The sequence below is a fragment of the Janthinobacterium sp. 344 genome, from assembly GCF_900112025.1.
GTDB lineage: Bacteria > Pseudomonadota > Gammaproteobacteria > Burkholderiales > Burkholderiaceae_D > Janthinobacterium.
In genome coordinates this window covers 356,197-381,967 of sequence record NZ_FOKL01000004.1, presented here as the reverse complement: position 1 = coordinate 381,967, position 25,771 = coordinate 356,197, and the positions used below count along the sequence as shown (strand labels likewise).

The 25,771-nt window shown below is 65.0% G+C and carries 20 protein-coding genes and 1 tRNA gene; 8 read left to right on the top strand and 13 right to left on the bottom strand.

Features of this window, described 5'->3' with window-relative positions; all coding sequences use genetic code 11:
• Window positions 1-12: 12 nt before the first annotated feature.
• The 4 genes from BM193_RS13990 to BM193_RS13975 all read right to left on the bottom strand — a co-directional run bounded on the left by BM193_RS13990 (window position 13) and on the right by BM193_RS13975 (window position 6,487).
• Window positions 13-882 (bottom strand): hypothetical protein, encoded by an 870-nt coding sequence (locus BM193_RS13990; RefSeq protein ID WP_092796679.1) that lies wholly within the window; start codon window positions 880-882, stop codon window positions 13-15.
• A gap of 69 nt (window positions 883-951) precedes the next feature.
• On the bottom strand, window positions 952-1,788 hold the full coding sequence (locus BM193_RS13985; RefSeq protein ID WP_092796677.1) for a universal stress protein: 837 nt from the start codon (window positions 1,786-1,788) through the stop codon (window positions 952-954).
• Window positions 1,789-2,111: 323 nt separating this feature from the next.
• On the bottom strand, window positions 2,112-3,131 hold the full coding sequence (locus tag BM193_RS13980; RefSeq protein WP_092797190.1) for an HD-GYP domain-containing protein: 1,020 nt from the start codon (window positions 3,129-3,131) through the stop codon (window positions 2,112-2,114).
• Window positions 3,131-6,487 carry an MHYT domain-containing protein gene (locus BM193_RS13975; protein WP_254786125.1) on the bottom strand — a complete coding sequence of 1,119 codons (3,357 nt, stop codon included), beginning with the start codon at window positions 6,485-6,487 and terminating at the stop codon, window positions 3,131-3,133. Before BM193_RS13975 ends, BM193_RS13980 begins: the two co-directional genes overlap by 1 nt.
• A 293-nt stretch (window positions 6,488-6,780) precedes the next feature.
• Between BM193_RS13975 and BM193_RS13970 the strand changes: the two genes are divergently transcribed.
• Window positions 6,781-7,587 (top strand): class I SAM-dependent methyltransferase, encoded by an 807-nt coding sequence (locus BM193_RS13970; protein ID WP_092796675.1) that lies wholly within the window; start codon window positions 6,781-6,783, stop codon window positions 7,585-7,587.
• Between the two features lie 3 nt (window positions 7,588-7,590).
• On the opposite strand, the gene BM193_RS13965 is transcribed toward BM193_RS13970, so the two are convergent.
• The 3 genes from BM193_RS13965 to BM193_RS13955 form a co-directional block, all read right to left on the bottom strand.
• Window positions 7,591-8,091 carry a hypothetical protein gene (locus BM193_RS13965; RefSeq protein ID WP_092796673.1) on the bottom strand — a complete coding sequence of 167 codons (501 nt, stop codon included), beginning with the start codon at window positions 8,089-8,091 and terminating at the stop codon, window positions 7,591-7,593.
• A 66-nt stretch (window positions 8,092-8,157) separates the two neighbouring features.
• Window positions 8,158-8,904, bottom strand: coding sequence for a M56 family metallopeptidase (locus BM193_RS13960; protein WP_092796671.1), 747 nt, complete (start codon window positions 8,902-8,904; stop codon window positions 8,158-8,160).
• 7 nt (window positions 8,905-8,911) lie between these two features.
• Complete coding sequence (locus tag BM193_RS13955; RefSeq protein WP_254786124.1) at window positions 8,912-9,328, bottom strand: GNAT family N-acetyltransferase; 417 nt, start codon at window positions 9,326-9,328, stop codon at window positions 8,912-8,914.
• A 147-nt stretch (window positions 9,329-9,475) separates the two neighbouring features.
• Between BM193_RS13955 and BM193_RS13950 the strand changes: the two genes are divergently transcribed.
• The 3 genes from BM193_RS13950 (at window position 9,476) to BM193_RS13940 (ending at window position 11,111) form a co-directional block, all read left to right on the top strand.
• Window positions 9,476-9,868 carry an Imm10 family immunity protein gene (locus BM193_RS13950; RefSeq protein WP_092796667.1) on the top strand — a complete coding sequence of 131 codons (393 nt, stop codon included), beginning with the start codon at window positions 9,476-9,478 and terminating at the stop codon, window positions 9,866-9,868.
• Between the two features lie 69 nt (window positions 9,869-9,937).
• A complete protein-coding gene (locus BM193_RS13945) occupies window positions 9,938-10,516 on the top strand; it encodes an NnrU family protein (protein WP_092796665.1) in 579 nt (192 codons plus the stop codon).
• Window positions 10,517-10,535: 19 nt separating this feature from the next.
• Window positions 10,536-11,111, top strand: coding sequence for a GNAT family N-acetyltransferase (locus tag BM193_RS13940; protein WP_092796663.1), 576 nt, complete (start codon window positions 10,536-10,538; stop codon window positions 11,109-11,111).
• Between the two features lie 64 nt (window positions 11,112-11,175).
• On the opposite strand, the gene BM193_RS13935 is transcribed toward BM193_RS13940, so the two are convergent.
• A tRNA-Leu gene (locus BM193_RS13935) sits at window positions 11,176-11,262 on the bottom strand.
• A 174-nt stretch (window positions 11,263-11,436) separates the two neighbouring features.
• On the opposite strand from BM193_RS13935, the gene BM193_RS13930 reads away from it, so the two are divergent.
• Entirely contained in the window at window positions 11,437-12,201 is a 765-nt protein-coding gene (locus tag BM193_RS13930) for an SDR family oxidoreductase (RefSeq protein ID WP_092796661.1), read from the top strand.
• Between the two features lie 62 nt (window positions 12,202-12,263).
• Here the strand turns inward: BM193_RS13930 and BM193_RS13925 are convergent, their stop codons facing one another.
• On the bottom strand, window positions 12,264-13,586 hold the full coding sequence (locus BM193_RS13925) for an enoyl ACP reductase FabMG family protein (protein WP_092796659.1): 1,323 nt from the start codon (window positions 13,584-13,586) through the stop codon (window positions 12,264-12,266).
• Window positions 13,587-13,871: 285 nt separating this feature from the next.
• Window positions 13,872-16,220: a DNA polymerase II gene (locus BM193_RS13920; protein ID WP_092796657.1), complete on the bottom strand. Its 2,349-nt coding sequence runs from the start codon at window positions 16,218-16,220 to the stop codon at window positions 13,872-13,874.
• Window positions 16,221-16,400: 180 nt separating this feature from the next.
• Here BM193_RS13920 and BM193_RS13915 point away from each other — a divergent pair, with 180 nt between their 5' ends.
• On the top strand, window positions 16,401-18,641 hold the full coding sequence (locus BM193_RS13915) for an ATP-binding protein (protein WP_092796655.1): 2,241 nt from the start codon (window positions 16,401-16,403) through the stop codon (window positions 18,639-18,641).
• Window positions 18,642-18,650: 9 nt separating this feature from the next.
• Window positions 18,651-19,106, top strand: a complete 456-nt coding sequence (locus BM193_RS13910) for a response regulator (RefSeq protein ID WP_092796653.1) — start codon at window positions 18,651-18,653, stop codon at window positions 19,104-19,106.
• 26 nt (window positions 19,107-19,132) lie between these two features.
• Here BM193_RS13910 and BM193_RS13905 read toward each other — a convergent pair whose 3' ends face one another.
• The gene (locus BM193_RS13905; RefSeq protein ID WP_092796651.1) at window positions 19,133-20,737 is read right to left on the bottom strand and encodes a response regulator; all 1,605 of its coding nucleotides are present in this window, start codon (window positions 20,735-20,737) and stop codon (window positions 19,133-19,135) included.
• Between the two features lie 249 nt (window positions 20,738-20,986).
• Here BM193_RS13905 and BM193_RS13900 point away from each other — a divergent pair, with 249 nt between their 5' ends.
• The gene (locus tag BM193_RS13900) at window positions 20,987-22,666 is read left to right on the top strand and encodes an AMP-binding protein (RefSeq protein ID WP_092796649.1); all 1,680 of its coding nucleotides are present in this window, start codon (window positions 20,987-20,989) and stop codon (window positions 22,664-22,666) included.
• A 74-nt stretch (window positions 22,667-22,740) separates the two neighbouring features.
• Here BM193_RS13900 and BM193_RS13895 read toward each other — a convergent pair whose 3' ends face one another.
• Window positions 22,741-23,721, bottom strand: a complete 981-nt coding sequence (locus BM193_RS13895; RefSeq protein WP_092796647.1) for a choice-of-anchor A family protein — start codon at window positions 23,719-23,721, stop codon at window positions 22,741-22,743.
• Between the two features lie 198 nt (window positions 23,722-23,919).
• A complete protein-coding gene (locus BM193_RS13890; RefSeq protein ID WP_092796645.1) occupies window positions 23,920-25,644 on the bottom strand; it encodes an ArnT family glycosyltransferase in 1,725 nt (574 codons plus the stop codon).
• Between the last annotated feature and the right edge of the window lie 127 nt (window positions 25,645-25,771).

Genomic DNA, 25,771 nt, shown 5'->3' with positions numbered 1-25,771 from the left:
GGGGCGGCTTTTTTACATCGGTGGCACGGGCAGGGCCGTGGCGGCCGGCTGGCGGCGCAGGTAATAGTGGCGGTACAGCATGATCTCGCCCCACACCAGCAGCAGCGCGACCAGCGCGAACAGGCCCAGCGTGATCTTGAGCGAATTGAAATAGGCGCCGGCCTGGCGTTTGATGGCGTCGACGAAAATCATCGGCACCGATTTGTCGAGTTTGCTGAAGTCGGCCTGGCGCGCCACATCGGTGGTCAGGCGCACGGCCAGGTCGGTGCCCAGGCTGGCCAGTTCGCCCGTCGCCTGGCCACGGAAGCCGGCGCCCTTGAGCGCTTCGCCCAGCACGCCGGCCCTGGCGATCAGCTGTTCCTGCAGCACCTGCATCAGCAGCACGCTGCCGCGGCGCAGAATGAATTCATTGATCCAGCGCGCCTTGCTGCGTTCCCAGTAACTGTTGGACGTGGGCCGGTAATACATGTCTTGCACGAAAGGCTCGATCAGGCTGCGCATGCTGACCGGCTGGCCCGGGGCGATCAGCCTGGCCTGCTGTTCCAGGTAGACGCGCAGCGCCGGCATCTGCGCTTCGACCACCGGCTGCAGGTCGCGCTCGAGGGCCTGGTTGACCACGCGGTGCACGCTGTGCACGGCGCCAAATCCGCCGCCGAGGAACGGCAGCGCGAGCAGGATCAACACATAGCTGAGCTTGGCGGCCACATGCCAGGCGGGCGGACGGCGCACCAGCAGGCATTTTCTGGCCAGCTGGTGGCAGATGCCGAGCGCCAGCACAAAGCCGAGCACGCCATACAGCAGCATCCACGGCAGGACCGTCCACAGCAGGTCGCTGCCGAACGGCGCCAGGGCGCTGCCCCAATTGATCAGTTGTTGCTTCATCTACATTGCCTTGATATAGAAAATCAGGCAAGTATAGCCATTGTGCAACAAAACGTGGCGCGCGGGACCTCAGTGCGCCATCAGCACGGGCAGTGTCATCTGGCGCAGCACGGTTTCCGTCACGCCGCCCAGCAGAATCTCGCGGAAGCGCGCGTGGCCGTAGCCGCCCATCACCAGCAGGTCGGCATGCACTTCGGCGGCCATCGCCAGCAGGGCCGCGCCGATGTCGCCCGTGGTGACGGACGGGCGCACCTCGACCTGCACGCCGTGGCGGCTCAGGTAGGCGGCGATGTCGGCGCCCGGATGGCGCGCCGGCTGCGCATGGCCGGCCGGCGGGTGCAGCAGGGCCAGCACCACCAGGCGCGCCGCGCGCAGCAGGGGCAGGGCGTGGCCGATGGCGCGCGTCGCCTCCATGCTGCCATCCCAGGCCACGACGACGGTATTGTCCACTTGCGCAAACTGGCCGCTGCGCGGCACGATCAGCACGGGGCGGGCCGCGTTCAGCATCACGTACGGCACCAGGTCGCGCATGGCGCCGGGCAGCGCTTCGCTGGCGTCATGCTGGCTGAGCACCGTCAGGTCGCTGTAGCGGGCGCTGACGGCCATGCCATCATCTTCATCGTCTTCGATCAGGCGCCGTTCCAGCGAGACGGCGCCGGCCTGGCGCGCCAGCTGTTCAAACTGCTCCAGCGCCTGTTGCGCATGACCGTGCAGCGCCGACATCTGCGCCACCACGGCGCCGCCGCGCATGCCGCGGTTATTCTCCAGGGTAAAGCGCGACACGCCCGTCATCGCCGCGCCGATCAGATGCGCCTGGTGCGTGTGCGCCAGCCGCGCGGCGATGGCGATGCGCTGCGGCGCGTGGCGCGACAGGTCGGCATGCACCAGGATGGATTTGTAAGCCATGTGTTCACCCGTGAATAAAGATGGCAACAAGGCTAAAACGGCAACACGGGCAAGTCCAGCATTGCCGTGGTGGCGGGCGGTTTTGTTTTGGACTGCTTGATGTGGGTCAAAAAAAGACAGCCTGCGGCCGGCGACAAGCCAGTTTGCGGCAAATCGTGGCCTATTTGATGTGCATCAAATTGTTGCAGGGCAGGTCAGCCATAATGGCATTGAACTCCTGGCCCTTCCAGTGGTCTGCATCGGCGCCAGCACCATCGTGTTTGGCACTTCTTTGTGTGACGCAACAACACCGGGCGTGGCGGGAGTTCACTTCTTATGCCTGCCTATGCCGGTGCCTGGTGGTCCTCTTTCTCCGCCCAGCGCAGCCGGATGGCCTCGATGGCGGGCAGTTCCTGGATGAACAGGTCGACCAGCCGCGCATCGAAGTGGCGGTCTTTTTGCTCCCGCAAATACCCCACGGCGTCGGCCACCGGCCAGGCGCGCTTGTACGGGCGCGCCGAGGTCAGCGCGTCGAAGACGTCGGCGACGGCCACGATGCGCGCCGCCAGGGGGATATCGCTGCCGGCCAGGCCGTGCGGGTAGCCGCTGCCATCCCATTTTTCATGGTGCGACAGGGCGATCTCGCGCGCCAGCGCCAGCATGCCGCCCTGCGCGTGTTCGCCGATGATGTCGCCGCCAATGCTGGCGTGGGTCTGCATGATGGCCCATTCGTCGGCGTCCAGCTTGCCCGGCTTTTGCAGGATGCGGTCGGGGATGCCGATCTTGCCCACGTCGTGCATGGGCGCCGCGTGCAGCAGGTCGTCCGCCTGCGCCGCGTCCATGCCGGCGGCGACGCCCAGCAGGCGTGCGTAATGGCTCATGCGGATCACGTGCAAGCCCGTTTCATTGTCCTTGTATTCGGCCGCCAGTCCCAGGCGCTGGACGATCTGCAGCCGCGTTTCCTTTAATTCGTCGCTGCGCACCAGCGACAGGTGCGTGCGCACGCGGGCGCGCACGATGGATGGGCTGAGCGGCTTGGTGATGTAATCGACGGCGCCCGCCTCGAAGCCGCTCAGTTCGTCGCGCATGTCGTTCAGCGCCGTGACGAAAATGACGGGAATGGCGGCCGTCAGCGGCTCGGCTTTCAGGCGCCGGCACGCGTCGTGGCCGCTCATGCCGGGCATCATGACGTCGAGCAGGATCAGGGCCGGGCGTTCCTGTTGCGCCAGTGCCAGGGCCCGCGCGCCATCCTTGGCGTACAGCAGCGCGTAATCGTCCTGCAGGATCTGACGCAGCAGTTGCAGATTGGCCGCCTCGTCATCGACGACCAGCAGCAGGGGCTTGGCAGGGCGTGGCACACGCATCATGGATGTTCCTGTTCTAATAATTGCAGCAAGTCGTGCAGCAGCGACTGTGCCAGGGGAAAATCGAAGTCGTCGATGGCGCGTTGCAGCGGCGCCAGACTCGCCGCCTGGCCGCCCAGGGCGCGGTAGAGCTGGGCCTGCGCCGCGTCGTGCAATTCGCCACGCCGCAAGGCGTGCAGCAGGGCATCGGCCGCTTGCCGGGCCGCCGGCCGGTCGGCGTCACCGGCCGCCGCCGCCGCGCTTTCCGGCGGGCTCAGCCTGGCGATGGCGGCCAGCGCCGCCGGCCATTGCGTCAGCAGGGCGCCGGTGATTTCAGCCGGCAGCTGCGCCGAGGCGGACGTGTGCGTGGCGCAGCATTGCTCCAGCGCCGCCAGGCTGGCCGCCAGCTGTTCCAGGCCCAGGTTGCCCGCCACGCCGCGCAGCCGGTGGCACAGGGGCAGGAGCCGCGCGTGGTCGCTGGCGTCGATGGCGGCCAGCAGCGCGGTCGGCACGCGCGGATGTTCCTGGCCGAAACGTTCCAGCGCGGCGCGGTAGGCGCTGTCGTTGCCGGCCCAGCGCTGCACGGCGCCCGCATGGTGCAGCACGCGCCGCCCCGCAGGCGCGGCCTGCTCGTCGTTGTCGGCCAGGTTCCCGGCGCGCAAGTCCAGCACGCGCGCGATTTCCTGCGACAGGGCATGCCAGTCGACGGGCTTGGTGGCGAAGCCATCCATGCCGGCCGCCAGCGCCGCCTTGCGGTGCGCCTCGAGCACGCTGGCCGTCATGGCGATGGCCGGCACGCGTGGACGCCCGTCGCGCAGGGCGGCGGCGTGGATGGCCTGGGTGGCGGCCAGGCCATCCATGCGCGGCATTTGCAGATCCAGCAGCAGCACGTCGAAATCATCGCGCTGTGACATGTGCAGGGCTTGCTCGCCATCGCTGGCCGTCTGCACCGTATGGCCGCGCTGGCGCAGCAGCAAACACAGCAGTTCCAGGTTTTGCGGCACATCGTCGGCGGCCAGCACGCGCAGCGGGGGCAAGGCCACGCTACGGCGTTCGCTGGCGGGCAGCGCCGCCCGGCGTGCCGGGCTCAGGGGCAAAATGACGTGGAACACGCTGCCGTGCGGCACGGCGGCCTCGGCGCGGATGCTGCCGCGCATCAGAGTCACCAGCTGCTTGCTGATGGTGGTGCCCAGGCCCGTGCCGCCATAGCGCCGCGTGGTCGAGGCGTCGGCTTGCACGAACGGTTCAAAGATGGCCTCGCGCCGCTCGGGGGCGATGCCGATGCCGCTGTCCTGCACCAGCAGGTGCAGCCGGCCGTTTTCCTGGCGGGCCGTCAGGCTGACGGCGCCGCGGGCGGTGAATTTGATGGCGTTGTCGAGCAGGTTGCCCAGCACTTGCCGCATGCGCAGTTCATCGCCATGCAGCATGGCCGGCAGTTGCGGGTCGTACTCGATTTCCATGGTTAAGCCCTTGGCGCGCGCATTGCCGCCATACGTGGACGCGAGTTCATCGATGAGGGCCAGCAGGCTGTAGTCGCGCAATTCCAGCGCCACGGCGCCTTTTTCCAGCTTGGCTGTATCGAGCACTTCATTGAGCAGGCGCAGCAGCGAGCGGCCCGACTGGCGCACCGTGTCCAGGTGGCGCCGCTGTTCCGGCGTCAACGGCGAATCGAGCAGCACATCGGTGAAACCGAGGATGGAATTCATGGGCGTGCGGATTTCATGGCTCATGTTGGCGACAAAGCTGGCCCGCGTGGCGGCCGCCAGCTCCGCCTTTTCCTTGGCCATGCGTAAGTCCTCCTCCATTTGCCGCCGCTCGCTGATGTCGAGGATGACGCCGTCGACCCAGCGCACGGCGCCCATCTGGTCGAGCACCACGGCGCCCCGCTCCCACAGCCAGCGCAGGCTGCCGTCGGCGTGCCGCAGGCGGTACTCGAGCAGGTAGGGCTCGCCGCTGGCGACGCTGCGGTTGAAGACGTCGATGGCGTAGCCGCGATCTTCGGCGACGATCAGCCCCGTGACGCTCAGGCGCGGCGTGGCGCCCAGGAAGTCGGCGGGCGGATAGCCGGTGACGGCCTCCACGCCGTCGCTGATGAACAGCATGGGCTGGTTTTCCGCCGTGGTGCAGCGGAAGGCGATGCCGGGAATGTTGCCGATCAGCGAGCGGAATTGCTGCTCGCTTTCGCGCAGGGCGGCCAGCATGGCGCGCCGTTCGCTGATGTCCGTAATGAACAGCACGTACAAGTCCTGGTCGGCCAGGCGCGCGCGGGCCATCGAGCGCTGCACGGCCACCGGGGCGCCATCCTTGCGCATGTACAGCACTTCCTTGCTGCTGTGGAAGGCATCGCCTTCCCCCGTGCGCAGATAGTGCAGCAGGCCGTGCTCTTCCGACTGGCGCACATCCGTGATCAGCGCGCTGACATGGCGGCCGATGATATCCGCCTGCCGCCAGCCAAGGATGTGTTCGGCGGCGCCGTTGAAGGCCACGATCTGGCCCGCCCTGTCGATGGTGATGACGCCGTCGACCGTGCTCGTCAGCAGCGAACGCGTCCAGTTTTCGCTCTGGTTCAGGTGGCGGAACAGTTCGCGGTAGCGCAGCACGCCCACGGCCGAGGCGACGAGGATGGTCAGGGCGATGGTCATCAGGGTCACGCTGAAGACCAGCAAGGGACGATCCGCATCGGCATCATTGCCAGGAGGGATCGTTCCCACGAAGCGCGCGGCATGCATGCCCACGTAATGCATGCCGGCAATCGCGCAGCCCATGACGCCGGCGCCGATCAGGTTGCGCTGCGACGGCCCGAGGGTGGTGCTCCAGCCGCGCAGGCCGAAACGTATCCACAGGGCCAGGGTGGCCAGCACCACGGCAACCAGCAGCGACAGGACAAACAGCACAGGGTCGTAGCGCAGCGACAAGGCCAGCCGCATGGCATGCATGCCCAGGTAATGCATGGCGCCGATGCCCAGGCCCACCAGCAGCCCGCTGCCGAGCAGCCGCTGCGCGGAGATGGCGCGCCGGCTGATGGTCGACAGCGCCACGAACGAGGCCACCACGCCGGGCACGATGGACAGCAGGGTCAGGCCGGGAGCGTAATCGACGCTGGTGCCCAGTTCGAAAGCGAGCATGCCGATGAAATGCATGGCCCACACGCCGCAGCCCAGCGCCAGGCTGCCGGCCATCAGGCACAGCAGGTGCAGCTGGCGGCTGATGCTGGCCTGCGAGCGGCTGTAGGCCGTCATCTGCAGCGCCATCCACGACGTGAAAATGGCGATCACGAGCGACAGGACCACCAGGCCCGGCGCATGCTGTCCATGGTGCAGCAGGGCCGGATCGGCGGGAAGATGAAATAGTTGCTGGACGCTGGCAGGGATCATCATAAACAGACAGGTAGAGCGTCTTGGCGCTGGAAACACGATCGGGACCGGCCGCCACTGCGGGGTGCCGCTGCGGATTACCTTACCAGATTTCAGGAAACAAATATCTTAATTGTAATTATTTTCCCTGTCGTCCAAGCCGTGGCCATGCGGGAAAGCGGGGCGCATACCTTGCCGCCCCCATGGAAGGGCGCTGCTGGCGAGGAAGTTGCGATGAGGAATTGTGTGGTTTTTTTGCAAAGTGCGACGTCGTACCTTGTGCCATGCTACATTCGCGTCCTGCTTTTTCTGAAAGGATGACGATGCCTTTAGGTAACAACTTCTTGCAGCACAACCAGCAAGCCTGGGATGCCCAGGCGGCGCAGAATAGTCCATGGTCGCAGCCTGTCGACAGCGCCAGCATCGCCGCAGCCCGCGCCGGGCAGTGGCAAATCCACTTGACGCCCGGACCTTTGCCGGCCGGCTGGCTGGATGCGGTACACGGCAAGCGCATCTTGTGCCTGGCCGGTGCCGGCGGGCAACAGGCGCCCGTGCTGGCTGCCGCCGGCGCGCACGTGACCGTCTTCGATCTGTCCGAGCAGCAACTGGCGAAAGACCGCATGGTGGCCGAACGCGATGGCTTGCAGCTGGCCACGGTGCAGGGCGACATGCGCGACCTGGGCTGTTTTGCCGATGCCAGCTTCGATGTCATCGTCCACCCCGTGTCGAACCAGTACGTGCCCGATATCGCCCCCGTGTGGCGCGAATGCGCGCGCGTGCTGGCCGATGGCGGCGTGCTGCTGAGCAGTTTCTTCAATCCTGCCGTGTTCATCGGCGACCGCGATCCGCAATGGGCGCAGCAGGGTTTGATACGGCCCCGTTTTGTGCTGCCATATTCGGATGTGAAGGATATGCAAGCCGATGCGCTGGCGGCGCGCATGGAGAGGGGCGAGGCGCTGGTCTTCGGCCACGGTCTGGACAGCCAGATCGGCGGCCAGCTGGCGGCGGGCTTCATGCTGGCGGGGTATCACGAGGAAATGCATCCCCACCCGCGCTTTGAAATTGAAAAATACCTGCCCAGCTTTATCGCCACGCGCGCCGTCAGGCAGGCGCGCGCGGCATAGGTTTTAGTTGTAGGGCTGCAGGTCGAGCCACACGGCGTACGCCAGGCGCTTGCCATTCCACAGGCCGCCGCCGCGGATGACGGCGTCGCACGAGGTCAGCTGGCCCACCAGGTCCTGGCGGCCCAGGTTGCGGCGCAGGCGCAGGGCGTCGTTGTGCGACAGGTAGCCCACCAGCTGGCCATCGATGAAGACGGCGATGGCCTTGTCCTGGAACGGGTTGGCGTCGTCGCAGACGAGCAGGGCCAGGCATTTTTCTTCCGCGTTGCCGGGGCCATGCTCGCCAGCCAGCTTGGCGATGGCGCTCTGGTACATCGATTCATTTTCCACTTCCGATGCAAAGCGTCCCCCGTCGCTCCAGTGGTGCGCGGGCGCGCCGGGCGGAATCGTCGGCACGTACTGGCGTATCGACAGCAGCGGTTTTTGCAGGGGCTGCGCGGGCGTGCGGCCGCTGAAGACGTAATACAGCAGGGCGATGACGATCACGATGGCAAGCAGGTAAAGCATGGTATCTCTCTGATTTCGGGGTAGGGTAAGCCGGGGGCACGGGCGCGCGGCGCGCCGCTGCCGCTACTATAGCAAGTTCGCCGCCTGGCCCCGGCTAAATCTGCCCATCAGGCGCCTCCGGCGCCGCAGCGCGCGCGGGTCGTTCAGCACCAGCGGCGAGGCGCCCGTCAGGCCCGAATAATACTGGCCGTGCTGGCGCAGCACGATGGCATAGTCACGCACGGCATGGCCGTGCGCCAGCATGCGGGAGTCGCAGTCGACTTCGATGGCAAAGCGCAGCCGGTGCAGCTGCCACCACAGGGGCAGGTTCCACGGCATGAGCGCGATCAGGGCATACGCCAGGGCCAGTAATTGCGGGTCGCGCGCCGCCAGCCGGCATTGCGCGTGCGCCAGCAGCAACGCCTGTTGTTGGGGTGAAATGAGCGACAGCCACACGGGCATCACGATGCGCGGGCGCAGCAAGCCCGCCACGCAGGGGCCGATGCCGCCGCTCAGGAAAACGGGCGTGCCCAGCAAGGCGGTTTTTTGCCAGCGGCGCTGGTGCGACAGCAGCCACAGGCTGCGCAGCGCCAGCATCAGCAGCATGCCGCTCGATAAGACAAACCAGCCCAGTTTCAGCTGTGACTGCTCCGCCGGCATGGCCGCCAGCACGCCGGGCAGCCACGCCAGGGGCACGATGACGGACGCGGCGATGGCCGCCAGCCACGGCCAGCGCGTCGTGCGTCCGCGCCGCTGCCGCGCGCGTTCGGCGCGCCAGGCGGCAGCGCTCAACAGCAGCGCCAGCAGCATGCAGCACAGCAGCCAGACCGGCATCGGGCGCCTAGCGCTTCAGCGCCATGCCGACGGAGGCGGGCGCCGTGTGCTGGAAACCGAACTGCGCGTACAGGTCTTGCGCCTGGCCATCGGCGATCAGGCTGACATACGCGCTGGCCGGCACCTCGCTGTCGATAAAGGCGCGGATCTCGCGCATGATGCGCTTGCCCAGGCCCTTGCCCTGGTGGGCCGGCAGCACGGCGATATCGACCACCTGGAAGAAGCAGCCGCCATCGCCGATGATGCGGCCCATGCCCACCACCGCGTCGCCGTGCAGGATTTGCACGGCGAACAGGGAGTTCGGCAAGCCCTTGGCCGCCGCCTCCGCTGTTTTCGCGCTCAGGCCGGCGGCGACGCGCAGTTGCCGGTAGGTGGCGATGGAAGGGATGGCCAGGCGAATGGTGTAGGGTGTTGCGGCGGTCAAGGCGGTCTCCTGTGAAATGTATGATATTGGGCAATTATAGTGGGCCATCGCGCGCCGGGGCCGTACGCTTTATTCGCCGCGCCCTATGTTGTCCGCGCCGCTTTTGCGCTATGGTGGCGGCATCCCTTGAATTGTTGAAAGCACGCCATGTCCGCAGGATTTACCGCCACCGAATTGTCCGTCACGAATGAAGACGAGGCCCTGATCACCACCTTGGCCGCGCCTGCCGCCAAGGGCGACCCCGTCTACCTGATGCTGCAGCGCGCCGATGAATACGACGAGCAGGACGTGGCGCTGGGCATGGACGAACCGTATATTGAATACTGCGGCCAGGAATTTGCCTGGTACGGCCACATGCACGCCGTGATCCTGCATCCGAACCGCCTGTCCGTGCAGATGGATGCCGAGGCGGCCATGCAGATGGACGACGACGGCCAGATCGACGTGCGCTTCAACCTGACGCCGGAGCGCTACGCCCAGTTGCAGCAGGCGCTGCGCACCACGTTCGACGGTTGCGACTATTATCGCGAGGAGCGTTGATCTGCGCGGACGGCGCCGGCCACGGCGTCGCGTATGCTCGATAGCGGGTACCAACTGGGGGAGAAGACGATGACGTTGCTGATACTCGGTTTGCTGCTGTTTCTCGGTCTGCACTCGGTGCGCATCGTTGCCGACGGCTGGCGCAGCGCCCAGCTGGCGCGCTTGGGCGAGCAGCGCTGGAAGGGCGTCTATTCGCTGGTGGCGTTCGTGGGGCTGGGCCTGATCATCTGGGGCTACGGCCTGGCGCGCCAGCAGCCGCAAGTGCTGTGGACGCCACCCATGGGCATGCGCCACGCCAGCGGCCTGCTGATGCTGTTTTCGCTGATTTTACTGGCGGCGGCCAATGTGCCGCGCAACCGCATCAAGACCGTGGTGCACCACCCCATGCTGCTGGGCACGCAACTGTGGGCCGTGGCGCATTTGCTGGCCAACGGCAATGTGGCCGACGTGCTGCTGTTCGGCGGTTTTCTCATCTGGTCGCTGGCCGACTTGCGCTCCGCCCTGCGGCGCGACCGCGCGGCCGGCGTGGCGTACGAGGGCGGCACCGCGCAAGGCACCGTGATCGCCATAGTCGCGGGCTGCGCGCTGTGGCTGCTGCTGGCGTTCTGGCTGCATGGCGTGCTGTTCGGCGTGCGGCCGTTTGGCTAGGGATGACATGGAGAAAACGATGCAGCCCAGCTTGCACGGCCAGCTGGTCGACTTGCTGCCCATGCAGGCGGAACACGCGCCGCAGCTGCTGCAGGCGGCCGCCGACGGCGAGCTGTGGAACATGACCGTGACGGTCGTGCCGGGTCCCGACACCATCGCGCGCTACGTCGCCACGGCGCTGCAGGGCCGGCAGGCGGGCACGGTCATGCCCTTCGTCATCGTGCGCAAATCCACCGGCGCCATCGTCGGCAGCACGCGCTTCTGGAAGATCGACCGCCTCAACCGCAAGATGGAAATCGGCCACACCTGGCTCGGCGCCTCGGCGCAGCGCTCGGGCGTGAACACGGAAGCGAAATGGCTGCTGCTGACGCACGCCTTCGAAGCCATGCACGCCGTGCGCGTGCAATTGACCACCGATGAACTGAACGACAAATCGCGCGCCGCCATCCTGCGCCTGGGCGCCGTGCAGGAAGGGATCGTGCGCCACGAGCGCATCATGCCGGATGGCCGCAAGCGCAATTCCGTGCGCTTCAGCATTATCGATACGGAGTGGGCAGCGGTGAAGGCGGGGCTGGAACGCAGGCTGGGGCGCTAGGGCATAAAAAAACCCGCTGCATCTGGCGATGTGCGGGTTTCAATCATTACTACGCGATGTCCTGTGGTGCCGGGAGCCGGAATCGAACCGGCACGCTGTTTCCAGCGCGGGATTTTGAGTCCCGTGCGTCTACCTATTCCGCCATCCCGGCAACGCGAGACGCATTATCACTGATTTGTCACAATCTGGCAAGTTTTATGCTTGGCGTGCGTTTGGCACAAGCAGGGAGAATCTGTGAAGACGCCGATTCCAGCGCAAGAAGCGGAGTGCCGCGCCTGGCTTGCCGGCCTATCTTTTCCCTTTCAACCACTTGAAGGGGAAGCAAATGTTACAACTGGAAAATAAAGTCGCCATCATCACGGGCGCCAGCTCGGGCATCGGCCATGCTGCGGCGCGGCTGTTTGCGCGCCATGGCGCGCGGCTGGTGCTGGTGGCGCGGCGGCGGAAGGAACTCGATGCGCTGGTGGCGCAGCTGGCGGACGGCGGTGCGCAAGCCGTGGCCTGTGCCGGCGATGTGGCCGACGCGGCGTGCGCGCAAGCGGCCGTGGCGCTGGCGCTGCAACGCTTTGGCGGCCTCGATATCGCCTTCAATAATGCGGGCACCCTGGGGCCCATGGGACCCACGCCCGAGCTTGCCCTGGAAGACTGGCGCGCGGCCGTCGACACCAATCTGACCAGTGCCTTCCTGGCCGCCAAATACCAGCTGCCCGCCATGGCGGCGCGCGGCGGCGGCTCGCTGATCTTTACCTCGACCTTTGTCGGCCATACGCTGGGCATGTCCGGCATGGCCGCGTATGCGGCCAGCAAGGCGGGCGTGATCGGCTTGACGAAGGCCCTGGCGGCCGAGTATGGCGCGGCGGGCATCCGCGTGAATGCCTTGCTGCCGGGCGGCACCGATACGCCCATGGGGCGCGCGGTGGCCGCCACGCCCGAGGCGCTGGCCTTCGTGGCGGGCTTGCATGCGTTAAAACGCCTGGCCACGCCGGACGAGATCGCCCGCTCGGCGCTGTACCTGGCGTCCGATGCCTCGAGCTTTACCACCGGCACGGCGCTGCTGGCCGACGGCGGCGTGTCCATCGTGCGCGCATAAAACATGCGCAGAAACGCCGACGGCCCGGGGATGAGCCGGGCCGTCGGTGGTGGTTTGCTACATCAGGCTCCGTTGTGAACCGAGTTCAACTGACGCGCGATGATGTCGTGGTTGAGCCAGATGACGGGCGCTTTCGGGTCCGACATTTCGTGGAACATCAGCGGGCCCGTGCCTTCCAGCACCAGCGAGCTCAGATGGTCGGTGATGAGTTCCTTGCGGTCCTTGTGCAGCTTGGTGATGTCATCCGAGGTGCCGATCATGACTTCGGCCAGTTCCGGCGTGTTGTCCATCGGCCAGGCGGCGAAGTTGCGGAACTGCACGCTGGTGGCGTCGCCGTTGTAGGCGGCGATACGGTCGAGCAAGTCCTGCAGCGAGACGCCGTCTTCCAGCAAGCCCTGGCAGATTTTCCACTGCTCTTCGGCCCAGGCCGCGCCGCCTTCTTTTTTCAGCGCGTCGAGCAGGGGGAACAGCGACAGTTCCACGCCCACGAAAATGTCGGACGAGTTGGTGCGGATTTCCGGGCAGTTGAACACGGTGGCCTTGATGCCTTTTTCCCACGCGGCCTTGGCCACGTTTTCCAGGCGCATCTTGGCCAGGCCTTGCGTGTAGTTGCTGTAGGTTTGCCACTGGTACTTGCCGTCGATCAGGATCTCGGTGCCGTGGTAGCCGTAGGCGCTGTAGCGTACCTGGCCGCCCGTTTGCTCGATGCGCGCGCGGATGGCGGCGCTGCCGTCGATCAGGTGCTGCAGGGTGTTGGCCGTGACTTCGTCGAAGTTCATCAGGATCAGCTTGCCCAAGTCGCTGTCGAGCAGGGCGCGCGAAGACATGAAGCGCTCGCCGCGGCCTTTATAGATACGGTTGGCGATGGCCAGGAAGACCTTGACCTTCGGAATGCCGCCGGCCATGGTGTGGGCGAAATACACATTGCTGCCGTCAGGAATCAAGGTGTCCAGCTCGGCCATGGCTTTCGCCACGGAGGCCGTGAAACGGGCCACGCCCGCTTCGCGGCAGCGCTCGATCTGCGCCCAGTCCAGTTTGTCTTCCTGCCAGCTTTTCAGGGTCATGTCGGCCAGCAGGGCCGTCGGCGTCGGCTCGCCCGGTGGCGCGTCGAGGTCGAAACCGGCCATCAGCGGCACGTTGATGATGCGGCCGCCCAGGTTGGCTTCGGCTTCGGCCAGCTCTTCCGCGTTCAGCGGGCGCAGCGCCATGTTTTCATCGCGGCGGCCCACCGTCATGCCGACGATATTCATGCCCGCCTTGCGCGCTTCGTCCAGCAAGCCATTCACATAGCCGCGGCCGAACAGCTCGCCGAACAGCACAAAGGTGTCGCCCTTGCGGAAGATATTTTTTTGCGGGATGTCTCTCAGGGACGTGATCTCGGTCATGGTGTCAATTCATTCAAAAATTAGCCGGCGGACGATGGGCAGTCCAGCCAGCTGGTTCAACAGAGTTGTAAATTATGCGCCATTCCAGAGGGGAAAATCCGCTTGCGAACGATTCTCGTCTGGAACGGCATCTTCTTCTTGGGTAGAGCTCTTATTCTTTCGCCATGGCGTATTTTACGCTGCCGCGGCGCGCAGCGCCTGCGGACAGGGCCAGACGACGCCCGGCAGGCGCCGATATTACCTCAGCTTGGCCGTGCAGGTAAGCAGAATTGATTTAAAACAAATTCAAAACAGATCTTGCTGGCCCGACACGAGGCGCGAAAAATCGTCGCCGAGGAAGGGGAGTATGGCGTCGGCCACCGGCTGCAGCTGGCGCGTCAGGTAATGCTGGTAGTCGATGGGCGAGCGCTGCGTCTCCAGCGGCTCCGGTCCCGCCACCGTGATCACATAGCTGATCCAGCCGCCGTTCTGGTATTGCAGCGGCCGTCCCTGCGCCAGGTTGTAGGCGTCGGCCGTGCGCGCCGCGCGCACATGGGGCGGCACGTTGCGCTGGTAATCGTCGAGCGGGCGGCGCAGGCGCTTGCGGTAGACCAGCAAGGCGTCGCATTCGCCGCGCACGGTGCGCGCCACGTAGTCGCGCACATAGTCCTGGTAGGCCGTGCGCTGGAAGATGCGCCGGTAGAGCTCCTGCTGGAATTGCTGCGCCAGCGGCGTCCAGTCGCTGCGCACCGTTTCCAGGCCCTTGTAGACCATCTCCTCGCTGCCGTCGGGCTTGCCCACCAGGCCCGCGTAGCGTTTCTTGCTGCCTTCTTCCGAGCCGCGGATGGTGGGCATCAGGAAGCGCCGGTAATGCGTCTCGAATTCCAGCTCCAGCGCATTCTCGAGGCCGAATTCCTCGCGCAGGTACCGCTGCCACCAGGCGTTCACGTGCGCCACCAGGGCGCGGCCGATGGTGCCCGCTTCTTCATCCGTATGCGCCGTCTTCAGCCACACGAAGGTGGAATCCGTGTCGCCATAGATGACCTGGTAGCCCTGTTCCGTGATCAGTTCGCGCGTGCGGTGCATGATGTCGTGGCCGCGCAGGGTGATCGACGAGGCCAGGCGCGGGTCGAAAAAGCGGCAGCCGCTGGACCCCAGCACGCCATAAAACGCGTTCATGATGATCTTTAACGCTTGCGACAAGGGCGCGTTGCGCTCGCGCTTGGCGACCTCGCGTCCTTGCCACACCTGTTTCACGATGGCCGGCAGGCAGTGCTTGACGCGTGAAAACTGCGCGCCCCGGTAGCCGGGCACGGTATCGGCCTCGTCGCCGCTGGTGCCCACCACCAGGCCCACGGGGTCGATCAGGAAAGTGCGGATGATGGATGGATACAGGCTTTTGTAATCGAGCACCAGCACGGAATCGTACAGGCCAGACTGCGAATCCATGACGAAGCCGCCGGGGCTGTTCTCGCCGGAAACGTCGCCCAGGTTCGGTGCCACGTAGCCCTGCCGGTGCATCAGCGGCAGATACAGATGCTCGAAGGCGGCCACGGAGCCGCCGCTGCGGTCGGCCGCCAGGCCCGTCACGCTGGCCCGCTCCAGCAAAAAGGTCAGCAGTTCGGTTTTCGCGAAGATGCGCGTGACCAGTTCGCAATCCTTGAGGTTGTAGCGCGCCAGCGCCGGCTTGTCTTCGCGGAAGCGGCGGTCGATCTCGGCCATGCGCTGGTAGGGATTGTCGATGGACTTGCCTTCGCCCAGCAAGGTCTGCGCCACGTTTTCCAGGCTGAACGAGGAAAAGTTCCACGTCGCCGAGCGCAGCGCTTCGATGCCGTCGATGATCAATCTCCCTGCGGCGGTGGCAAAGTAATGCTCCTGCTTGCCGCCGTGTGCGCGCCATTCCATCACGGCGCCGCCGCGCCCCAGCTGCAATGGCACCTGGTAGCGTTCGGCGTGTTCGCGCAGCACGCGCAAGTCGAACTGCACCAGGTTCCAGCCGATGATGGCGTCCGGATCGTGCCGCGCCATCCAGGCGTTCAGGCGTTCGAGGATCTGCGCGCGCGTGTCGCAGTATTCCAGGTCGAAGTCCAGCGCCTCCTCGCCGCCATTGCGCGGCCCCAGCATGTACACCTGGCGCTGGCCGCAGCCTTCCAGCGCCAGCGAATACAGCTCGCCGTGGGCCGTCGTTTCGATATCGAGCGACACCAGCTTTAATGCGGGACGGTAGCCGGCTACCGGTTTCAGCTGCACCTCCTGCGCCGCGTCGCCGCTGAAGGTGACGGGCGCCGTGATGAAGCGCTCCATCAGGTAGCGCTCGGGCGGGCGGATGTCCGCCTCGTACACATCGATGCCGTGCGCGCGCAGCTGCTTTTCCAGTTTCAGCAAATGCCGGTATTGCTTGCAGTACAGCCCCAGCACGGGCCGGTGGTGGAAATCGCACAGCGACAGGGGGCGCAGTTCCGCATGGCGTTCGCCGCGCAGCAGCCGTTCCGCCTGCTCGCGCTGCTCCATGGGAATAAAAGCGACGGCCGTCTGCACGGGCAGGCGCACGTGGCGGGGGCCGGCGTCTGTTGCCAGCCAGAAATCGACCTCCGAGCCGGCGCTGGTGTCGCGCCAGTGGCGGGTCAGGATAAACCCCTGTTGTGATGGATGCACCGCGCTGCCCTTGTTGATTAAAAATGCTCGCCGCCATCCGGCGGTGCTGCATGGTAATGTAAATGCCCCCATTCGCCTATGCCGCCGCCAGCCATGCGGTGCGGCGCGACGTTGTCGGCCTCTAGTAGAATAAAACATCTCCCACCGCCGCACAGGCACGAGTTGCCGACATGAAATAATATGCTGCCAGTCACGCCCGCTCCCCATCCCCTGAACCTGACGACTTGTGAGCAGGAACCGATCCGCATACCGGGCAGCATCCAGCCGCATGGATTCCTGCTGGCCTTGCCGCAGGAGGGCGCGCGCACCATCCTGCAGGCGAGCGCCAACCTGGCGCAGATGACGGACGTCTCGGCAGCGCAAGCCTTGGGGCGGGACTGGGACGCCATCCTGGGCGCGCCGGCTGCGGCGCAGCTCGAAGCCGCGCTGGCCGCCGGCGCGCCCGGCGCGCAGCCCGTCTACCTGGGCACGGTGCGGATCGCCAATGGGCGCCACTTCGACGTGCTGGCCCATGTGTGCGACCAGTTGCTGCTGCTGGAGTTCGAGGCGGCGCGCCGCGCCGCCGCGCCCGATTTCCGCCACCTGTATCCGAAGGTGGGGAACTTCCTCCTGAAAATCAACGACGTGCAGGACATCGCCGAGATGAGCGCGCTGGCCGCCGCGCAAATGCGCGAGGTGACGGGCTTTGGCCGCGTGATGGTGTACCAGTTCGACCGCGACGGCCACGGCCACGTGCTGGCGGAAAGCCGGGAGGAGGGTTATGCCTCCTACCTGGGCCAGCGCTTTCCCGCTTCGGATATTCCCCGCCAGGCGCGCGAACTGTACATGCTCAACCGCATCCGCCTGATTGGCGACGCCAACTACACGCCGGCGCGCCTGGTGCCGGACCTCAACCCGCTGACGGGCGCGCCCAACGACCTGTCGTTCGCCGCGCTGCGCAGCGTCTCGCCCATCCATTTGCAATACATGCGCAACATGGGCACCCTGGCCTCGATGTCGGTGTCGCTGGTGGTCAAGGGGCAGCTGTGGGGCTTGATTTCCTGCCACAACGCGACGCCGATGCCGGTGGCCTTCGAACAGCGCACCGTGTGCGAGCAGCTGGGACAGATCCTGGCCCTGTGCATCGAGACACGCACGGATGCGGGCGAGCTGCAATTTCGCCTGGAAGTGCGCCGCACCATGGTCAGCATGTTGGCCGGGTTGACGCAGCAGGGCGATTTTGCCGATAACCTGAGCGGCGTGTTTCCCGAGCTGCTGCGCTTTGCCCGCGCCAGCGGCGCTGCCATCGTCGTCGACGACCGCGTGCTGTGCCATGGCGACACCCCTGCCGAACACGAGATCCGGGCGCTGGTGCAATGGCTGGGCGCGAGTGGCCATGGCGAGGTGTTCCATACCGACCAGCTGAGCCGGGATTACCCGCCGGCTGCCGCCTATACGCGCAATGCCAGCGGCCTGCTGTCGATGTCGATCTCGCGCATCCATCCGCATTATTTGCTGTGGTTCCGCCCTGAAGTCGTGCATACGATCGACTGGGCCGGCAAGCCGCAGGACAAGGCGGGCGTGCACCAGCTGACGCCGCGCCTGAGCTTTGATGCCTGGCGCGAAACCATTCTGGGCAGCAGCCTGCCCTGGCATGACGGCGAAATCGAACTGGCGACGGAGTTCCGCGGCGCCTTGCTGGGCATTGTCCTCGAGCGCGCCGAGCAGATGGCTGAGCTGGCCGAGGAACTGGGGCGCGCCAACAAGGAACTGGAGGCATTCTCGTACTCCGTATCGCATGATTTGCGTGCGCCGCTGCGCCATATCGTGGGCTTTTCCGATTTGCTGATGGAGACGGCGGGCGCGGAAGACCAGGAAAAGCGGCGCCGCTTCCTGAAGAACATCAAGGATTCGGCGCGCTTGGCGGGCAAGCTGGTGGACGATCTGCTGAGCTTTTCGCAGATGGGCCGCGCTTCCCTGCACCCCAGCCTGGTGAACATGACGGAGCTGGTGCGCGGCTGCATCCAGAAGCTGGCGCTCGATATCCGCGGGCGCCAGGTGGAGTGGGACATCGGCATCCTGCCGACCGTGCAGGCCGATCCCACGTTCATCCAGCTGGCGCTGTACAACCTGCTGTCGAACGCCGTGAAATTCACGGGCCAGGAAGCGCTCGCGCGCATTGCCGTCACGGCCAGCGAGAACGCGCAGGAAGTGGTGTTCCACGTGGCCGACAATGGCGCCGGCTTCAATATGGAATATGTGCACAAGCTGTTCGGCGTCTTCCAGCGCCTGCACCGCATGGAGGATTTTCCCGGCACGGGCATCGGCCTGGCCAATGTGCGCCGCATCATCGAACGCCATGGCGGCAGGGTCTGGGCCGAGTCCGTGCCCGGCGCCGGCGCCACGTTTTCGTTCAGTATCCCCAAAGACATTGTTATGTAAGGAACGCCTATGTTAAAACCCATTCTGTTAGTCGAAGATAACCCGCATGACCTGGAACTGACCCTGATCGCCCTGGCGAAAAGCCAGCTGGCCAATGAAGTGATCATCGCCCGCGACGGTGCCGAAGCGCTCGACTACCTGCTGTGCCGCGAGCAGTTCGCGCGGCGCGAGGCGGGCAACCCGGCCGTCGTCCTGCTGGACCTGAAGCTGCCGAAAGTCGATGGACTGGAAGTGTTGAAGGAAATTCGCAGCACGACGGGATTGCGCAGCATCCCGGTGGTCATGCTGACCTCATCAAAGGAGGAGCAGGACCTGTTGCGCAGCTACGAGCTGGGCGTGAACGCGTATGTCGTCAAGCCCGTCGATTTCGAGGAATTCGTGCGCGCCATTGCCGACCTGGGCATATTCTGGGCGGTCCTCAACGAACCGCCACCGGGATCGCACCGCTACGTGCGTCCGCAATAGGAGGGCGGGCCGGCCTGAGGCCGGTCTCAGCCGGCGGCCTTGCGCCGGCGCAATAAATGCCGGATGCGCGCGCTGAGCACGTCCGGCGTATACGGTTTTTGCAGCAGGTTCACGCCGGGATCGAGCCGTCCCTCATGCGTCAGCACGCCCTCGGCATAGCCCGAGGTGAACAGGATCTGCGTGTCGGGCAAATGCTGGCGCACGGCCTCGCTCAGCTGCAGGCTGCTGGTGTCGCCCGGCATGATGACATCCGTAAACACCAGGTCGATCGGCATGCCGGAATGGACCAGGCTCATGGCCTTGCCCGCATCGGCCGCCTGCAGCACGCGGTAGCCCAGGGCCGACAGCAGTTCGACGGTCGAGCGCCGCACCTCTTCCTCGTCTTCGACCACCAGGATGGTTTCCAGGCCCCGGCTGAGCGGCACTGTCACGGGCTCCTCGACGGCTGCGGCCTGGCTTTCGCTGCGCAGCAGGAAAATCTTCACGCTGGTGCCCACGCCTGGCGTACTGTCGAGAATGATTTCGCCGCCCGATTGCTTGACGAAACCGTACGCCATGCTCAGGCCCAGGCCCGTGCCCTGTCCCGTGGGCTTGGTGGTGAAGAATGGCTCGAAGGCGCGCTGCAGCACCGCCACCTCCATGCCCTTGCCCGTATCGGCAATTTCCAACATGACATAATTTTCATTGCCCACCTCCGACAGCAGGGCGGAGCCGGCCGGCAGGTTTTGCGCGCGGATGGTCAGGGTGCCATCGCTCCCCATGGCGTCGCGCGCGTTGATGGCCAGGTTGAGCAGCACATTATTGAGCTGGTTGGCGTCGACCATGGTGCTCCACAGCCCCGCTTCGATATCGGTGACGATGGTGGCGCGGGGATCGAGCAGGCGGCGGATCATGTCGCCCATATCGCGCAAGACCTGGCCCGGATTGACCAGTTGCGCCTGCAGCGGCTGGCGCCGGGCAAACGCCAGCAGGTGCGCCGACAGCTTGGCGCCCCTTTCCACGCCGCCCAGGGCGATGTCGATGCGGCGCAGGGCTTTCTCGCTGACGCCGCCCAGCAGTTTGATCAGCTGCAGATTGCCGCCGATGATTTGCAGCACGTTGTTGAAATCATGGGCGACGCCGCCCGTCAGCTGGCCGATGGCTTCCATCTTCTGCGCCTGGTGCAGCGCCGACTGGCTCACGGCCAGTTCTTCCTGGCTCAGGCGCAGCGAGATGAAGGCGGCATCGCGCTGCTGGCGCGCCACGTAGGCTGCGCTGTGGTAGCGCACGCGGGCCAGCAATTCGCGCGGGTCCGGCCATTTCACCAGGTAATCATTGGCACCGCTGGCAAAGGCGGCCACCTTGATCGACGGATCTTCCTCGGATGACAGCAACACCACGGGAATATGCTCCGTGGCGGGATCGGCGCGCAGCATGCGGATGACATCGAAACCGTCCGCGCCGGGCATGCGCAAGTCGACCAGCACGGTGGTGGCCGACACTTCGCGGGCCAGGGCCACTGCGTTTTCCGAGCGGGCGTCGTAGCGCAGCCGCACATCGTTGCAGTGTTCGAAGCCGTACGCGATGAAATCGAGCGCCAGGGCTTCATCATCGATGAGTAAAACGGAGAAGCACGGAGATTCTTGATTCATAAGCAAAATCGGGGTAAAGGAGGCGCTATTCGGCATGCCAGGCTGGCGCAAAAAATATTCTACAGGAGCTTTGACGCATCCCTTTGCCGGCATGGCTGCGGAGTGCGCTTATTTGTTAAGTCGGCAACATAGGTCCCGCGCGCCTGGCGCCCCGCATGGGCGGGCGCAGGGCGCTGGCATATGCGGCTATAATTTTCAGCATCGATGACGATAACAAGAGCGCCGCGCGCCACACACCCTGGAGACAGCATGCAAGCAATGAGTTATGTACACGGCGCCCACGAGACGCCGTTGATCGGCGAGACCATCGGCGCCTACCTGGACGGCATCGCCGCCCGCTACGGCCAGCACGACGCCCTGATCGTGGCGCACCAGAACGTGCGCTGGACGTATCTTGAGTTCCAGCAGCGCGTGCACCGCCTGGCCGCCGGCTTGCTGAAGCTGGGCCTGCAGCCGGGCGAGCGGGTCGGCATCTGGTCGCAAAACTGCGCCGAATGGGTGCTGACGCAGTTCGCCACGGCGAAAGCGGGGCTGATCATGGTCAACATCAACCCCGCCTACCGGCGCGCGGAACTCGAATACGTGCTCGACAAGGTGCAGTGCAGCGCGCTGATCCTGTCGCCCAGCTTCAAGTCCAGCGACTACCTGGCCATCGTGCAGGACGTGGTGCCGGAAATCGCCCGTTCGCGCGCGGGCGCGCTGCAGTCGCCGCGCCTGCCGCAGTTGCGCCACGTCATACGCCTGGGCACGGCCGCCACGCCGGGCATGCACAACTTCGATGCGCTGATGGACGGCATCACGGACGCCGACCTGGCGCGCCTGGAAGCAGTGAGCGCCACCTTGCAGTTTGACGATGCCGTCAACATCCAGTTCACCTCCGGCACCACGGGCGCGCCGAAGGGCGCCACCCTGACGCACCACAATATCCTGAACAACGGCTTTTTCATCGGCGAAGCCATGCGCCTGACGGCACAGGACCGCCTGTGCATCCCCGTGCCCCTGTATCACTGCTTCGGCATGGTGCTGGGCAACCTGGCCTGCGTCACGCATGGCGCAGCCATGGTGTTCCCCGGCGAAGGCTTCGATCCGAAAGCCGTGCTGGACACGGTGCAGGCCGAGCGCTGCACCGGGCTGCATGGCGTGCCCACCATGTTCATCGCCATTCTCGACCATCCCGACTTCAAGCAATATGACTTGTCCCGGCTGCGCACCGGCATCATGGCCGGTTCGCCATGCCCGATGGAGGTCATGACGCGGGTCATCGAATTGATGCACATGGCCGAGATCACCATTGCGTATGGCATGACGGAAACCTCGCCCGTCAGCTTCCAGACGGCGATCGAGGACCCGCGCGAGATGCGCGTCTCGTCCATCGGCAGGGTGCACCCGCACCTGGAAGTGAAAATCATCGATGCGGAAGGGCGCATCGTGCCGCGCGGCGAAAAAGGCGAGTTGCTCACGCGCGGCTACTCCGTGATGCAGGGCTACTGGGGCGATGCGGAAAAGACAGCCGAGGCCATCGACACGGCGCGCTGGATGCACACGGGCGACCTGGCCGTCATCGACGCCAATGGCTTTTGCAGCATCGTCGGCCGTTCGAAGGACATGGTCATCCGCGGCGGGGAAAACATCTACCCGCGCGAAGTCGAGGAATTCCTGTACCGCCACCCGAGCGTGCTCGACGTGCAATGCGTGGGCGTGCCGGATGCCAAGTATGGCGAGGAATTGTGTGCCTGCATTATCTTGCGGCCTGGCACGCAGGCCACCAGCGAGGATATCCGCGCCTTTTGCGACGGGCAGATCGCCTATTACAAGATTCCCCGCTACGTGCGTTTCGTTGAGGAATTCCCCATGACGGTGACGGGCAAGATCCAGAAATATGTGTTGCGTCAGCAAGTGGCCAATGATCTGGGCCTGGGCACGCAATAAGGTTTGCGTGGATACATAAAAAAACACCGGGACGCTTGCGCGGCCCGGTGTTTTTTATGGCGTCAGCGTCAAGCTCAAGCCATTTGTGCCTGTGGCGCGCGCGCTGGCGTGCGGCGGCGCAAAAAGGCCAGCAAGCCCAGGCCGGCCAGCAGCATGGCGTAGGTGCCTGGTTCCGGCACGGCCGAGACGTTGACCGTGTTGAAGCCGGAGCCGTTCATCGCCACATGGCCGTAATTGACCGAGCTGACCGAATTGGCGATCAGGGTGCCGTTCATGTCGCCCGAACCCGAGAACGCGGCGTTCGGCGCCAGGATGCTGCCGTTGATGCCGACATTGTTCAGGCTGGTGGTGGTGGCGTTGGCGAAGTTGAACAAGGTGCGGTTGGCGAAACTGGCGAAATTGTCGAAGCCGCCGCTCATGGTGATGCTGGTGGCGGTGCCGTTGATGATGATGCTGGCCGTGCTTTTCAGCGAGGACAGGTCCAGCGTCAGGTTATGCAGATTCGACGCATCGATGTTGAAAATGTTGACATCGGCATTGATGTTGCCCACCAGCGTCATGTTGCCGTACTGCGAAATGACGGTACCGTTCGATTGCAGCTTGGCCACATCGCTCGACAGGGTCGTCAATTGCTGCTTGGCGCCCGCGAAATCCAGGGTCGAGGCATTGCCTTTGCTGATGTTGTCGGTCGGGAACCATTGGGGGGCCGTCAGGCTGGCGTTCGAGTTGCTGACGCCGTACACAGCCGAGCCTTTCAGCGTGCCCCAGCCCGTGTTCAGGTTGCCGCCAGCGACGACCGTATTGGTGGCGCTGCCTGCCGTTTTGTTGGTGCCAACGGAGTAGTTGTTCAGGAAAATGTCGCCGCCAGCGGCAATGCTGCCGCCAACGCTGGTGAAGCCGCTGGCTGCGCTGCTGCCGATGTTGCCGAAAATAAAGGCGGAGTAGCCATTGGCGACGCCAAGGTCAATCACGGTAGCCTGGGCGGAGGCGCTGAAGGAGAAGGCGAACAGGGCGGCGCTGATGAGCGGCAAGGTGCGTGTGGCAAATGATTTCATGGGTATTTTCATATTCAATGAGGGACGAAAGGGCGGGAGAGCAAGAACACCGCCATCACGCTGGCCCATATTATAACCTAAAAAGCAATTCTCGTTCAATTTAAGTAATGAACTATATTTAAAGGCAACATTTTTCCAATGGATCAATGTTTCTTTCAGTGCAATAAAAAACCGGGCTAGCCCGGTTTTTTTTGCTGCTTATCTGACGCGCTGGTACAGGCGGAAGCGTTCCACGTCATCGGTGGGGCGACGGCCTTCCCATAGCTTGATCCAGTCGGCGCCATGGTGCTCGGGCAGGCGTTCCTTGTTGTCCGGGACTTTGATGCTGTCTTGCAACAGGAACACGTCGCACTGCTGCTGGCCCACCTGGGCAAACGGCAGGTGGCCAAAGTAGGCGAACGAGGCACGCTGGGCCGGGCCGACGTTGCTGTTGATGCAGCGGGTTCCCGGCGGCAGATGCACGGAAATCTGGTGCGCCACGCTGGCGTAGCTCTTGCTGTAGTTCAGCGGCGGCAGGAACAGCGTCATGATCAGCACCCAGATCAGGATCAGGCCGCCCGACGACAGCACCACGGCGCGCCACAGCACGGCCGGCTGGCGCGAGATGCGCCAGTGCACCAGCGCCACCCAGCCCGCGCTGGCGCAGGCGGCGACGAAAAAGGCGCCCAATTCCAGTTCGGGCTTGAATCCTGGCAATAGTTTCAGCGCATTGTAGGCCAGGCGTGGCGGCCAGCCCGTCAGGGTGGCGAACCAGAACAGCCACAGCACCAGGGCGCAAATGGTCAGCACCATCACGGAGAACCAGTCGATGGCGTTGATGGCGCCCCGTTTCATGGTCAAGAGGCCGAATGCGGCCATCACGGCCAGTGGCGGCAGCAGGGGCAGCAGCTGGCTCGGTTCCGGATCGGGATGGCACAGGCCGAGGATGGCCAGCATGGCGACAAAGGTCAGCGGCACGACGATGTGCAGCACGTGGTGCTGGCGGCGCCAGGCATACACGGCCCAGGCGGCAAATGGCCAGGCGGGCCAGAAGAACCAGATGCCGACGCGGAAGAAATACTGCACGCTTTTCACGCTGGGCGGGCTGAACTGGCGGCAGTTCCACTCCATCCAGGCCTGCAGCGGCGAATGGCCATACGGTTGCAGCCATTCGCCCGGTAACAGCCATACCAGGGTCAGGGCGATGGCGACCAGCACGGCCAGCGCCAGGTGGCGCACGCTGCGCAGCAGCGACAGGCGCAGGAAGACGGTGCACAGCAGCATGGCGACGGTGAGCGCCGCCGGCGTGATCCAGCCGCGCGCGAGGGTCAGGCCGCCCAGCGCCAGGCCCAGCAGGGCTGCGTTGCGCACGGACGGACCTTCCACGTAGCGCACGGCGCGGTACAGCAGATAGGCCATCAGGGAAACGTATAGTGCCTCGGCCGTGATGTCGTGGCTGTGCTGCAGCAGGCCCAGGCAGCCAAGATAGATGAGCACGGCGGCATCGGCCAGGGTCCGGCCGAAATCGTCCGGCTCGGGCTGGCCACCGAAGGCCAGGCGCAGCGGCTGGGCGTCGTTGCGCCGGCCCAGGTTGAAGGCGGTGTACCAGACGGACAGGGTGCTGACGACGAAGATGCCGATGGTCGACATGCGCGCGCCGAACACGTCGCCATCGATCCAGCCGAACAGCTTGATGGTGATGGCGCCCAGCCAGAAGGCCAGCGGGCCTTCCTCGGGCATGGACAGGCCGGCCACGTTGGGCCACAGCCAGTCAGTCAGGCCGCCATGCGCCATGGTCCACATGATGCCGAAACTGGCGGCGTCATCGTTCTTCCACGGTTCGCGGCCGATCAGGCCAGGCAGGATGTACAGCAGGCCAAGCGCAAACAAGGCCCATCGTGGCAGCGCGAGTGTGGCAGCGGCGGGAAGGCGGACTGGCTTCATCGATAATCGGTATCAGGATAGTGGCAAGACGCGACGAATGGCGTCGGGTATGCGCGAGTATAAAGTAAAGCGGCCAAAGACAAAAAAGGCAGCCGTGGCTGCCTTTTCTCTGGCAGCCGAAGCTGCC